The sequence below is a fragment of the Streptomyces sp. NPDC005706 genome (assembly GCF_040631045.1).
In the GTDB taxonomy this organism is placed as follows: domain Bacteria; phylum Actinomycetota; class Actinomycetes; order Streptomycetales; family Streptomycetaceae; genus Streptomyces.
This window is the reverse complement of record NZ_JBEXYS010000003.1, coordinates 457,249-471,203: the sequence shown is the minus strand read 5'-3', so window position 1 is coordinate 471,203 and position 13,955 is coordinate 457,249. Positions and strand designations below refer to the sequence as shown.

Annotated in this window: 6 protein-coding genes; all 6 read left to right on the top strand. The window is 75.3% G+C overall.

Annotation, left to right across the window (positions count from 1 at the left end; all coding sequences use genetic code 11):
* The first annotated feature begins 1 nt into the window (after position 1).
* The 6 genes from ABZ478_RS08585 (at position 2) to ABZ478_RS08560 (ending at position 13,927) form a co-directional block, all read left to right on the top strand.
* The gene (locus ABZ478_RS08585) at positions 2–2,560 is read left to right on the top strand and encodes a hypothetical protein (RefSeq protein WP_359546565.1); all 2,559 of its coding nucleotides are present in this window, start codon (positions 2–4) and stop codon (positions 2,558–2,560) included.
* Positions 2,553–4,175: a hypothetical protein gene (locus tag ABZ478_RS08580; protein ID WP_359546563.1), complete on the top strand. Its 1,623-nt coding sequence runs from the start codon at positions 2,553–2,555 to the stop codon at positions 4,173–4,175. Before ABZ478_RS08585 ends, ABZ478_RS08580 begins: the two co-directional genes overlap by 8 nt.
* Complete coding sequence (locus ABZ478_RS08575; protein ID WP_359546561.1) at positions 4,172–4,726, top strand: Pycsar system effector family protein; 555 nt, start codon at positions 4,172–4,174, stop codon at positions 4,724–4,726. The genes ABZ478_RS08580 and ABZ478_RS08575 overlap by 4 nt, the downstream gene beginning before the upstream one ends.
* A gap of 103 nt (positions 4,727–4,829) precedes the next feature.
* On the top strand, positions 4,830–7,112 hold the full coding sequence (locus tag ABZ478_RS08570) for a VWA domain-containing protein (RefSeq protein WP_359546559.1): 2,283 nt from the start codon (positions 4,830–4,832) through the stop codon (positions 7,110–7,112).
* A 141-nt stretch (positions 7,113–7,253) separates the two neighbouring features.
* Positions 7,254–11,003 carry a tubulin-like doman-containing protein gene (locus ABZ478_RS08565; protein ID WP_359546557.1) on the top strand — a complete coding sequence of 1,250 codons (3,750 nt, stop codon included), beginning with the start codon at positions 7,254–7,256 and terminating at the stop codon, positions 11,001–11,003.
* A complete protein-coding gene (locus tag ABZ478_RS08560; protein WP_359546555.1) occupies positions 11,000–13,927 on the top strand; it encodes a hypothetical protein in 2,928 nt (975 codons plus the stop codon). Before ABZ478_RS08565 ends, ABZ478_RS08560 begins: the two co-directional genes overlap by 4 nt.
* The last annotated feature ends 28 nt before the right edge of the window (positions 13,928–13,955 follow it).

Genomic DNA, 13,955 nt, shown 5'->3' with positions numbered 1-13,955 from the left:
GATGAGCGACGACCAGCAGCCGGACGCCCCGGCCGAGGACACCCCCGACAAGCCCGCCCGGGACCGCTCGCCCGAACCCGAGGACAGAAAGGGCCGCGACGAGCCGGCCCACGACGACGACGGCAAGGCCGACGGCGCGTCCGGCAAGGACGACGACGCCGAGGACGAGGCCGCCGAGCGGGAGAAGGAACGCGAACGCGAACGGGAGCGCGCCGCCGGGCGGATCAAGGAGTACACCCGCGACCCCCTCGCCGCGGAGCAGAACGAGGACGGACCCACCGACCTCGCCGCCGCCACCCGGGCCCGACGCGCCACCCGGACGCTGTTCGACGTCGGCCGCGACCTGACCAGCTTCGACCGGTCGTACATCGGCAGCGCCATCATCGGCGACATCAACCTGAGCCTGGACGCCCGCCGGTCCGGCGCGGGCATGCGCAGCGGGCCCGTGCCCGAGGAGGAACTGCGCCGGCTGCGCCGCGTCCACGTGGAGCCGGAGGGCTACATACGGCTGCGCAACGCGCTGCGCGCCCGCCGGCTGCTCGTCCTCGGCGCCGCTCCGGGCACCGGGCGGACCAGTACGGCGCTCTCCCTCCTCGACGAGGTCACCACCGCTTCGGCCAATGGCGCCGAGCCGGAACCCGGCACCGGATCGCGGGTACGGCGGGTCGACCCGGACGGCGGGGTGCGGCAGCTCGCCGAGTCGCTGGACCACGCCCGCGGCGACGGCGAGGAGACACCGAGCGGCACCGGCTACCTGCTGGAGCTGTCCCTGACCCGGCCCGGCGCGCTGCCGCCCGCCGAGATGGACCTCGACGAGCTCGCCGCGGCCCTGGAGCGCCGCGAGGCCTACGCGGTGATCGTCGTCACCGTCGGATCGGCCGCCAACGCGCTGCTCGCCGGCCGGTACGGCATGCTCTGCCCGCCCGCGCCCACCCGCGAACTGCTGCGCACCCGGCTGCTGGAACGGCTGGAAGGCCACGCGGCCACGGCCACGGCCCCGGACGACGGCCCGGGCCCGGCCGAACTGCTGGCCCGCGCCGAGGAACTGTGGGCCCGTGCGGAGGTCGAGGGCGTCGTCGGGCTGAAGGACCTGCGCCCCGCGGAGGCCGAACTCCTCGCGTCCCTGCTGGCCGGCCATGTGCTCGGCGACATCTCCTACGAGGAACTGCTGGCCGGCTGCCGGAGCCTGGCCGCGAGCCAGGTCCAGGAGTGGTTCGCCGGGGTGGACCGGGCCCTGACGGCACGGCCCGCCGGCACCGCGACCGGCGCGGGGCGCCCGGACACGGCGACCCTGTTCCACCCGGTGGCGTTCCGGATCGCCCTCGCCGTGCTCGGCGGCGCCTCGCACAGTGCGGTGGCCGCCGCCGCCCACCTGCTGACCTGGGAACTGTCCGTCCAGTGCGACCCCGACAACACCCCGGCCCGGCCGCTGTTCTGCGACGACCCGGAGGCCGACCTGGCGCTCTCGCGCGCCGAGGTGACCGACGGCCGGGTCGAGGTGGCCGGCGGCGAGGTCCCGGCCCGGCTGATCTGGTACCGGGGCACCGCCCTGCCGTCGGCGGTGCTGACCGAGCTGTGGGACCGGCACTTCCCGGTCCGGGCGCCGGTGGTGCGCTGGCTCAGGCTGCTCGCGGACGATCCGCGCTCCCAGGTGTGGATGCGCGCCGCGGTGGCCGCGGGCGAGCTGTGCGTACGGGACTTCGACTACGGCTACACCGAGCTGGTGCGGCCGCTCGCCGAGGCGGCCACCCCCCGCCGCAGGATCTTCGCGGCCACCACCCTGGACCAGGCCGCCGGCCACGGCACCCACCGCGGGACGGTGCACCGGCTGGTCGGCGACTGGAGCCGCAACGGCACCAGGGCGCTGCGCTGGACGGCGGCGATGGCGCTGGGCTACGGCAACGCGGCGGCCACCATGGACGACACGCTGGACGCGCTCGCCCGGATCGGGGTCCGCGACGACGGGGACCAGCTCGCGGCCGCCTCCTTCAACGTCGTCCGGCTGCTGGCGCTGCCGGACGCGGACCAGGTGCTGACGCGGATCGCCGAGTGGACCCACCACAAGCGCGAGCCGTACCAGGACCTGGGCCTGGTGACCACCGTACGGCTGTCGCTGACCACGGTGGACGAGGTGCTGACGGAGGACCCCGGCGCACTCCTGGCCGACCGGGGCGACTGGCCGCTGCCGCTCGCCCTGGCCGCCACCCGCCCCGAACTCGTCGGCCCCATGGCCGACCTGATGTGGACGGCACTCAACACGGCCCGGGCCAGGGACGTGGCGATGGACGCGCTGGAACGTCTGCTGCGGTCCGCCGTCCGCAAGGACGGCACCGAGTGGACCCGGCCGGGGCTCGCGGCACTGCTGCCCGCGCTGGCCACCGAGGACCACGACCAGCGGCGGCTGGACTGGCTGCTGCGCCACATGATGAACGACCCCGAGAACCCCCTCCCCGACGCGCGGGCGCGCGACCTGTGGTGGCTCGCCGTCACGCCACGGCGGCCGGACCGCCGGGAGCGGACGCGCCGGGAGAGGACCCGCGAGGAGGACAGGAATGGCTGAGGACGAGGACGAGACGGCGGCCGGGGGCCCGGTGCCGGCGGGACCGTTCCTGCGGGAGTACGCCCCGCTCGGCGCCTTCCCGGCGGCGAGCGCGCAGAAGGCCTCGGTGCTGTTCTACCGCAACGGCGGCCACAGCGTGGTCACCGTCTCCGGGGTGCGGCACGTGGACAAGCGGACGCTGGCCCGGCCGTACAACGTCTGCGAGATCGCACAGGGCACGTACGTCTCGCCGCTCCAGCTCGAACTGCCGGCCGCCGGCGGCACCAGCTTCTTCAAGGCCGAGGTGGACATCGAGTGGGAGGTGACCGACCCCCATCTGGCCGCCGTCCAGGTCGTGACCGACGTCGCCGCCCGGCTCACCTCCCCGGTGCTGGAACGGCTGCGCGAGATCACGCTGACCTACCGGGTGACCGACGCCGAACAGGCCAACCGCGTCATCACCAGGGAGTGCGTCGGCGGCCGCTGGAGCGACCTGGGCAGTGAACTCGGCCTGCGGGTAAGGCTGTACGTCCGCCTCGGGGTGAACGACGAGGCCATCGAGTACGCCAAGCAGCGGCGCGGGGCGCAGGCCGACGCCGAGGTCACCCGGGTCCGGCAGGACTCGTTCCGGCGCATGCTGCAGGGCGGCGAGCTGGAGCAGCTCAGCTTCATGCTGGCCGCCGACCCCGAGGGCGCCAAGGACTTCCTGGAGAAGATCCGCCAGGAGGGCCGGCAGGACGAGCGGGAGCGGGTCGACCGGCTCTACACCATGGCGCTCAGGGGCGAGCTGCACGCCGCTGACGTGGAGACACAGGTCCTCAACCTGCTCAACCAGGACCAGCGCCGCCCGCTGCAGGGGCCCATCGGCGCGGTGCCGGCCCGCCGGGAACGGCGCGAGCTGGAACCGGCCGCCGAGGAGCCGTACACCCCGGACTGGGTGTCGGACGAACCGCCCCGGCGGCAGTCCCACCGGGCCGAGTCGCACCGCGCGGAGACCTACCGGACGGAGACCTACCGCACCGAGTCCACCCGGGAGGTGCACCGCGCCGAAGCCCACCGGGACGACGGCACCTTCACCGGCGAACCGCCCTCCCGCCCCCGCCGCGGGCCCGAGCCCTACCCGGCGGACGAGTACGACCGGCAGCCACCGCGCGGCCGGACGTCCCGTCCGGAACTCGACCCGGCGGACGACTACGACCGGGAGCCGGACCGGGGCGGCGCCCGGCGCTCCGGGCCCTACCCGGCCGACGACTTCGAACGCGAGCCCTCGCGGGGCCGGACGTACCGTCCGCAACCCGGTCCCGAGGACGACTACGAGCCGCCGCCGCGGCGCGGCCGGACGTACCGGCCCGAGCCGGAACCGGCGGACGACCACGACCGCGAGCCGTCCCGGGGCCGGACCTACCGCCCCGAGCCCTACCAGGCGGACGACTACGACCGGGAGCCCGCACGGAACAGCGCCCGGCGCCCCGAGCCCTACCCGGCGGACGACCACGACCGGGAGCCCGCCCGGGGCCGGACGTACCGGCCGGAGCACGCCGACGACTACCCGGCCGACGACTACGACCGGGAGCCGTCGCGCGGGCGCAGACGCCCGCGCGACGACGGCTGGTCCTGGGCGGAAGAGGACGGATGACCACCGAGGACGAGGCCGCCAGGACCTCCCCCGCCCCGACCGTGCACGTGCCGGACGGGGGTCGGCACAGCCCCGGCGGGGCGGGGGAGCGCATCGCCGAACGACTGCTCGACACCATCCGCGAGGACCTCGGACGAGCCGACTCGAAGGCAGCCGTACTGCTGTCCGGGACGCTCGCGCTGCCCGCCTTCCTGCTCGGACGGCACGGCGCGCCCGGCTGGCACGGACCCGCCGACGTGCCGCTGGTCCTCGCCGGGGTGTTCTGGGCCGGCGCGGTGATCGCGCTGGTCGGCGCGGTGATGCCGCGCACCGGCACGCGCCGCGGCCGGGACGGGGTGACGTACTTCGGCGACCTGGTGGCCGCCCGCGACCTCACGGGGCTGTCCGCCCGGGTGGCCGAGGCCGGGCGCGACCCCGCCGGGTGGCTGCTCGTCCAGGCCGTCGACGTCAGCTCGATCCTGTCCGCCAAGTACCGGGCCATCCGCTGGGGCATGGGCTCGCTCGCCCTCTCGGCGGCGCTGGCCCTGGCCTGGGGCCTGACCCCGCGCTGAGCGGGTCCGCCCGCACCGAGCACTCCACATGCAGAGACGAACGAGGAAACAGGGGACCGCCGTGGAAACAGTCACGGGAAGACGGCAAGGGCGATGGGGCGGGATGCGCCGCGCCGCGGTCGCGGTGCTGGCGGGGGCCGCGTTGTCCGGCGCCCTCCTGGCACCACCGGGTCACGGCCCGGTGCCGGTGGCGGAGACGACGCCGGCGTTCCCGGCGGTCAACTACGCCGTGGCCGTCGACGAGTCCGCGAGCCTCGCCGCCGCGGACATGAAGGCCGAGAAGGCCGCCGCCGCCCGGATCGCGCTCGGCGACGTCTCCTCCCGGTCCCACGTCACCGTCTTCGGCTTCGCCGCCGCCGAGTCCGACGGCCAGCGCGCGGTGGACCCGGTGTGCCCGCGGACCGCGCTGGACGCGGCCGGCCGCGACACCATCGGAAGCTGCGTCACCAAGCTGCGCGGCCGCGAGAAGAGCCAGGGCACCGGCACCGACTTCCCGAGCGCGATACGCCAGGGCGTGCACGACCTCACCGACGGCACCGACCCGTCCCAGCCCCGTGTGCTGTTCCTGCTCACCGACGGCTACATGGACGTCGGCGACAGCCCCAAGTACGGCGACCCCGCGCACCGCGACGACGAGGGCGACCGGCAGCTCGGGCTGGCGCTGAAGGAGGCCAGGGACAAGCACGTGCAGGTGTGGCCGCTCGGCTTCGGGGACCAGCCGCGCATGGACGAACTGAAGCGGATGGCGGCCGGCGGATACCAGAAGGGCTGCGTCGACCTGCCGTCCGCGACCCCCGAACCGAAGAAGGTCGAGCCGGAGGCCCTCGGCAGCACGCTCGAGGACATCTTCGCCGCCGCCCACTGCCTGCGGCACGAGCGCGGACCCGACCCGAAACGGCCGCCGTCCACCCAGGAGATCGCCATCTCCCCGCTGGCGACCGTGGGCAGCATCGTGGTCGACAAGGGCGACCCCGCGGTCGAGATCACGTACTACGACCCCAAGGGCAACAAGGTGCCCACGCACGGCAAGTACCACAAGTCGTCCTTCGAACTGGCCGGCGGCAACGGTGTGGTGGAGGCGCTGAAGATCGTCGACCCGCTGCCCGGACCCTGGAAGGTGAAGGCCGAGGCACCCGAGGGACACCGCTCGCTGCCCGTCTCCGTCAGCGTGCTGTGGCAGGGCGAGCTGCGCGGCGCCATCACCATGGACCCGCCCTCCCCGCAGGCCGGGGACGAGGTCAAGGTGACCATGCGGCTGCAGACCCGCGAGGGCTACCAGATCAAGGACCCCCGCGACTACGACGGGCTGCGGGTGCGCAGCGCGCTCACCGGCGACGGGTTCACCCCGCTGAAGCTGGACCTCACCGACGACGGCAAGGCCGCCGACCCCACGGCGAGCGACGGCTCCTTCACCGGTTCCGTGCGCGTCCCGAAGGACGCCGCCGGAGCGCTGAAGGTGAGCGCCACGCTGACCGCCGCCGGGCTCAGCGCCGACACCCGCAGCGAGACCGGCGAGGTCGCCCCCGGCCAGCTGCCCGTCACCACCTCGCTCGACCTGCCCGCCGCCGACGTCCACCCGGGCGCCCGGATCAGCGGCACCCTGGCCGTGCACAACACCAGCGGCACCGCGCACACCCTGCGGCTCGCCGTGGCCGACCTCCAGCCCGGACTGCTCTCGGTCAGCCCCGCGCGGATCACGCTCGCGCCCGGCGAGTCCGGCACCCGAAAGGTGACCGTCGAGGTCGCCCCCGCCGGCGTCTTCGGCGACCGCCTCGGCGACGACGGGCTGAGACTCGCCGGCACCGTCACCGTCGCCGACACCACCGACCACGACCGGACCCTCGTACGCTCCCCGCTCTCGGTGCGGGTGACGCCCGAACCCGGCTTCTGGGACAAGCACAAGTGGGTGATCCTGGGCGCCGCCGCCCTGCTGGTGGTGCTCGCCCTGGTCACCGTGGCCTGGGTACGCCAGCGCCGGCGCGCCAAGGATCCGTACGGCCTGACGCTGCAGCTCGTCGCGGAGGACGGCAGCGTCCTCTCCGAGCACCAGGCCGGGCACGGCCAGAAGCAGTGGTACGAGTTCACCGTCGCCGAACCCCACCGCAGCCCCCGCATCGAACGGCGCCCCCACGGCCCGTACGCCGTCCAGCGCAACCCCAAGGGCGGCGGAGCGGTGCTGCGCAAGAAGGGCGGCGGCCGGAGCCCGGTGCCCGTCCGCGGTCCGGTCCCGCTGACCGAGACGCTGCAACTGGCCCTCGGCGAGGACAGACGTCCCCCGAAGCAGAAGCGCCGCGGACAGCCGCCCCGTCCCCGCCCCGAGCCCGGCACCCCCGGGCCCGGCACCGCCGAGAGCAGCACCCCCGGCGCCTACAGCTCCTACGAATGACGCCGGGGGCGGGCGGGGAGCCCGAACGCTCCCCGCCCGCCCGGCACACCGCACCGCACCGCGGCCACCGAGCCGCACGCACCACGCAGAAGGTCCCAGCACGAACCCGCGGCCGCCCCGGCCGCGAGCGGGGAGGAAACCATGAAGATCTTCCAGCCGATGCTCTTCGTCGGCCTGGGCGGCACCGGGGGACTGGTCGGCGCCGAACTCGAACGCAGACTGCGCACCGACCTGTGCGGGCCGGACGGCATGGCACTGACCCGGCAGAGCGGCCAGGCCCCCTACCAGCTCCCGGACTGCCTCCAGTTCGTCTACGCCGACTACAGCGAGACCGACCTGCAGCGGCTGCCGCAGTTCAACGTGGACCCCTCGCTGCGCGCCGCCTACGCCCGCACGTCCCGGGCCACCCACCACCTGCTGCCGAACTTCGACAGCTCACCGGAGGTCACCAAGATGCTCCGGGCCAGCATGCGCGAGGAGGTGGCCGGCTGGCTCCCGCCGGTCATCGGCGAGCCCGAGGTCACCCCGCTGCACAACGGCGCGGGCCAGCTCCCCACGGTCGGCCGCGCCGCCCTGTTCGCGACCCTCCGGCACGGTCTCGCACCGGTCCTCGAACCGCTGCTGCAGGCGATCGACGCCATCGCCAAGTCGGCGGGCGAACTCAGCGAGCTGGGCGGCGGCAGGGTCAGCGGCTGCGACGTGTTCGTCGCCTTCTCGGTGGCCGGCGGCACCGGCGCCGGCATCTTCCTGGACTACCTGCACCTCATCAACTACGCGTTCCAGGTACGGCGGTTCGAGGGCGTCAAGATCTACCCGCTGGTGGTCATGCCGTCGTCGTTCTCCTCCGCCACCGGCGGCGGACGCGAGGCGGAGCTCAACGCGGCCCGGGCCCTGGTGGACCTGTTCCGGCTGGTGGACCGGCAGAACGCACCCACCGAGGGCGCCGAGATCGGCGACCTCGACCACGACGCCGGCTTCGCCATCCGCTACCCGGGCACCACCCCCGTCCGGCTGCGCACCGGAATCCTGCCCACGGCCTTCCTGTTCAGCCCGACCGCCGGCATCCGCGCCGACGACCTGCGCCGCTCCATCGTCTCCCTGGTGATGTCGCTGATCGGTACCGAGCTGGGCGACGGCCGCTCCCGGGGCCGCAAGACGGCCGCCGACGACGACTACCAGACCTTCTCCGCGAGCTTCATCAACCGTGGTGTGGCCCGCAGTTCGCTGTCGCCGACCGGTATCGGCCGGCAGGGCGTCTCCACCAGCCTGGTCGCCTCCATGACCGCACCCATGGACCAGCTCGCCGACCTGGTGGCCGGACGGATGCTGCGGGAGGCGGTCACCGAGCTGGTGGAACGGCCGCGGGCCGCCCTGCGCGGCGACAACGGGGTGCTGATGATCCGCCAGCTCTTCGCCGACTCCCACCTGGAAGAGCTGTGGGAACGGCGGCAGTTGCCGGTGCCCGAGCCCGAACCGCTGCCGCGCGGCGGCAAGAACGTCGAGCAGGCGCTGGGCGAGCGCATCGGCGACATGCAGCGCCAGCTGTCCGCCCTGCGCGCGGACGCCGAGCACCAGGCCGCCGTCATGGCCGACCGGTTCGCCCCGCGCCCCGCCATCGACAAGCTGCTGCAGAGCGCCGACCCCTTCCTCGCCGAACGCGTCGTGCGCGGCATACCCGACAGTGATCACGGGATCGTCCGGCTCGGCTTCCTCGGCATGCTGGACAGCCGCGCCCGCGCCCCGCAGCGCCCGCCGGGGGTCACCGAACAGCCGCCCAAGATCCCCCGGATCAAGGGACAGCTGGCCGGTATGGCGCCGGCCCGCTGGGGCGACGAGGCCGTCCAGGCCGCCATCCGGGAGCAGGACGCCTGGTACGAGTGGCGCTGCCGGCTGATCTGGCACGAGGCCTGGCGCGATCAGCAGCAGGTCTGGCAGCCCCACGCGGACGCGGCCGGAGCCGACCTCGACCGTCTGGTGCGGGCCTTCCGCAGCCACGGCGACCATGAGCGCAAGGCCTCCGCGCAGAAGGGCCACGAGCTGTACGAGGACCGCACCGGCATCTCCTACCTGCTGCCGCCGCAGCGCACCCTCAACCACTTCTACGAGGACGTGGTCGCCCGGCTGATCCGACGGGAGGGCCTGCGGGAGACCGACTACGAGGCGGCGCTGCTGCTCAAGCTGGTCGACGGGGACACCTGGCGCCGCGTCCACACCCGCAGCCGCCGTGACCCGGACGGCGCCGTCGCCCAGGTCAAGGGACAGCTCGAGGCCCGCATCACCCGGTTGTTCGCCGAGAGCGGCACCCATCTGGAGGAGCGGCCGCTGCTGCCGGCCATGGGGACCCTGCTGTCCGCCGCGGCGGGCGACCAGGAGGCCACCGACCAGGTCAGCAAGGAGGCGCTCGACCTGTTCGGGCGCAAGCTCGCCGGGCTGCTGCCCGTCGGCTTCACCCCGGAGGGCACCGGACCGCTGCGGGTCCTGGTCACCCACCCGAGGGTGCAGGCCGCGGAGGAGGTGCAGGAGTACCTGGGCAAGACGCTGCGGCTGCCCTCGGACGCCAAGAACTCCGTGGAGTACCGGGCGGTGGAGAGCGACTCGATCACCGTGGTCCTCTTCCGCAGCGAGATGAGCCTCACCCAGGTGCCCGAGGCCCGCAAGGTGCTGCGCCAGTGGGCCAGGGCGAAGGAGTCCGAGCAGGCCCAGGACGTACTGCGCTGGCGGCAGCGCCTGGGCCACCGCGACAGCTGGATGGTCAGCAGCGAGGAGGACCGGCGCACCATCCTGCACCGGCTGCTGTGCTGCGCGTGGAACGGGCAGGTGGACGTGGTGGACGGCGACCCGGCCTCCCCGGAACGCGTCAGGCTGCGGCTGTTCCCCGAGACGGGCCCGAACGTGCCCGGCGTCCGGCTGCGCCTGGGCGACTTCCCCGGCGGGGTGTCGAGCTGGGCGGAGCTGCTGCGGTCCTACGAGCGCTGGACGGTCCTCGACGACGAGCGGACCGTGGAGGACTACTGCCGTGAGCTGATGGGCGCACAGCCGCTGGGCCTGGCCCGGACCGGCAGTGAACCGCACCCGCTCTTCGTCGACCTGGTCGAGAAGATCGCCCCGCGCCAGCTCGAGCTGCTGGCCGACCGCCGGGAGCGCGGCGGCGAGCGGGTCGAGGGCTGGGTGCGGCCGCTGTGGGAGTTCTGGGCGGAGACCCTGCCGGCCGCGCTGGACAAGGAGTTCGGCGACCAGCGCGCCGTCCAGCCGACCCTGCGCACCCTGCTGGAACACGTGCGCGGCGGCGCACCGGGGCGGCCCCGGGGCCGCGACGTCGTTCCCCGGCCCGGGCGAGCGGCCGCCGAGGACGACGACTGGGGCACCGCTCCCGTCTCCTCCTACGACACTCACCGGGGAGCGGCCGACCGGGAGGACCGAGACGGCGGAGACGCCGCCCGCCCGCGCGGCTACGACCGGCCGTTCGGGGAGGAACGGCCGTACACCGAGGACCGCCCGTACGCGGAGGACCGTGACCGGTCGTACGGTGACGAGCGGTCGGACGGTGAGGAGCGGCGGCACGCGGAGGACCGCGGCGCCCGGTTCCGCAAGGACGACGACGAGGGCCGGGGCGACCGGGAGGGTACCCGCCGGCGCGGCTACGAGCGGGCGTACGGCGAGGACCGCGGCGGCCGGCGCGGCACGGACGACGACGAGGGCCGGGAGCCCTGGGGCGAACCGGAGGGCCGCCGGGACGGCCGATCCGCCACCGGGAGCGGTGCGGAGGAACGGCCCCGCCGCGAGGACGTGCCCACGGTGCCGTGGGACGACTCCGCGGGTCCGGGAACGTACGGCGGCGGCGACGAACGCGACCGGTCCCGCCGCAACCCCTGGGACGGTGACGCGCAGTGAGCCGCACTCAGGACTTCGGAGCCGTCGTCCACCTGGACCTGCGCGCGGGAGCGGCGGAGCTGGACAGCGCCCAGGCCCTGCGCAACCGGGTGGCCCGGCAACTGGGCCGGGCCGGGCTGCCGGAACCCGACGACCCGCTCTTCCTGGTGGTCGACACCCCGGCCGGGCTCACCGACCACCAGCTCCAGTACGAACTGCTCACCGGCTACCGGGCGGTGGGCGAGGTCAGGCTGCTGGTGCTGCTGGCCGGCAGCGCGCCGGGCTCGTACGCCGGCGAGGACGAGGCGTTCCAGCCCGACCGCAGGCTGGTGCGGCCCGCCGTGCTGCGCACCTCGGGCACCGGGCTGCTGTGGGCCGGTGATCTGCGCTCGGCGCACACCGCGCTCGAGCAGCCCGCCGCCGACGACCCGGACGCGCTGGCGGTCCTGGTCGACGTGCTGTCGGTGCCCGACCTGTACCGGGGGGTGCTCGCGGCGATCGGATCGCTGCCCGAGGCCGTGGCCGCGCCCGGAGTACGGCTGCTGGAGCAGGACCTGCCGCCGGAGGTGCGCGACCGGGCCTGGCGCGACGCGCTCACCCGGTTCGCGGGTGAGGACACCGAACTCGCGCCGGACGTCCTGCTGACCGCCTCCTCCGGAGCCGATCTGCCGGAGCCGCTGCGCCGGCTGGTGGCGGCCCGCGGCGGCCGGGACGGGCGGCACCGGGAGCCCGGCGGGGTGGCCGACGACGCCTACCGCGCCTGCGCGGAGGCCCTCGACCACGCCGAGGAGTCGCTGGCCGGACTGGGGAGCCTGCCCGGGCTGCTGCGGCCCGGCCGCCGGGACGCGTTCGAGGCGGACGTCGACCAGGCGCGCCAGGCGCTGGCCGAGTACCGGGACATCGTCGGCACCGCCCTGCGCGGCGGCGGCGCGACCGCGTCCCCCGCCGAGTCGGCGGCCCGGCTCACGGCCCTCGGCCTGCGGGTGCCGTCCGCCGAGGGCATCGGGGAGCGGATCGGCGAGGGCCTGCGGGAGTTCGCCGGGAAACTGCTAGGCCAGGCGCTGCCCATGCGGTCGGTGGCCCAGCGCTTCACCGGACTGGCCGGGCGGGTGGAGCCGGTACCGGGTTCGGCACTGCTGCCCAAGCTGGCCGCCCTCCCCGGCGCTCGCGGTGACGCGCGCACGGCCGCCGACGGCACCGGTGCCGGGGACCGGCGCTCCGGTACGGCGGACGACGCCGCGGTGCCCGGCCTCCTGGTCGCCACTCCGCTCGCGGCCGTCGCCGGGCTGCTCGGCGCGCTGTGGCGGGGACCGTTCCTCCCGCTGGCGCTCCTCGTCCCCCTGCTGTTCGTCGGCATGGCGGAGCTCGGGAAGGCCAGGCTGCGCGGTGCCGGACGCCCCGGCCGCTGGGCCGTCGCCCCCCGCGTCGCCGCGTCAGGGGGCGCCGGGGCCGGGGTGGCCGTGGCGTACGCGGCCGGCCCCCCGTCGCTGCTCGGCGGCGCCGCCCTGGTGGCCGGGCTCGGCGTCGCCGTGGAGACGGTCCGCAGGCTTTGGCACGCGGCGGCCGCCGCCTGGGCGCCGGGCCGTACGACGGCCGCGCTGCGGCACACCCTGGAGCGGCTCGACGCCCTGCTGGCCGAGGCGGTCGGCGAGCACTGGGCCGTCGAGGAGCGCCTGTACTGCGCCGACGCCGCCCGGTCCGTCGCCGGCATGCTGCGTGCGACGGCCGCGGCCGCCGAGGCCGAGGCGGCGCCCGAGGCCGAGCGGTTCGAGGCGCCCGGCGCCTTCGCCGCGCCGGACACCGGCCCGCCCGCCGAGGACGACTGGCTCACCGGCCCCTCCGCCCTGGAGACGGATGACGCCGGTCCCGACGACGCGGAGGACGACTGGGCCGGCGTGTACGCCTGGCAGGACGGCCCGGCCTGGCAGGACGGGCCCGCGTGGGAGGAGCCCGCCGGCGACGAAGGGCACGGCAACGGGCCGCGGGGGAGCCGGGGCAGGACCCCCGGCGCGTCCCGGGGGGAACGCCCCAAGGGGGTTCCGCGCTGGCTGGAGCGGGACAGCGGCGAGGGCGGGCCCGAGCTGGTCGCCACCCTGGCCGCCGATCTGACGGACGCCGCCCTGGAGGCGATGAAGCCGTACTGGGGTGCCGTCGAACGCGGCCAGGCCGGCGCCCTGGCCGTGCGGCGCACCGAGGAGCGGGTCCGCGAGGTGCTGTCGACGGCCCGCCGCCACCTCCAGCACAACGGGGTGCTGGCCGCACCGCCGTTCGCCGTCGCCCGCCGGGTCCGCGCGACCTCGGCGAACCTGCTCGGCACCGACCCGCACCGGCCGGCCGAACTGGTCGGCGCCGAGACCGACCGGCAGTCCGTGGTGCAACTGTCCTCGCCCGAACAGGGCACACTGCTCAGCCGCGACCCGGCGGCCGCCGTGTGGCTCAGGTTCGCGCCGCTGGCCGTCCGCGACGAGGTGGAGAAGGCGTGGCGGTCAAGCGGTTCGGTTCAGCCGGAGGACATCCTGTGGACCTCCTCGGGACGGTACGCCGGCCTGGTGCGGCTCACCCCGCTGCGGATGGGCGTGGTGGACACCGTCCGGCCCCGCTACGGAACCGGCCCCGACGACGGCACGGACCCGTACGGCCGCAGGACCCCGGACGAGCCGGGGAACCCGTACGACCGCCCGCGCCCCTCCGGCCGGCGGGACGCCTACGACCGGAGGGACCACGACCGTACGGGCTCCGACCGGACGGGCCACGACCGGCAGGACTCCTACGACCGGACCGACGCGTACGGGACGGACTCCTACGGGACGGACTCCGACGCGTACGACCCACCGCCCTCGGCGTACGAACAGGCGAGCGGCTACGAACAGGCGACCCCGTACGAACAGGCACCCCCCTACGACCGTCCCGACCCGGACGACCGAGGGGACGGCGACCGCTGGTGACCCGCACCCCGCACCCCGGCCGCATGCC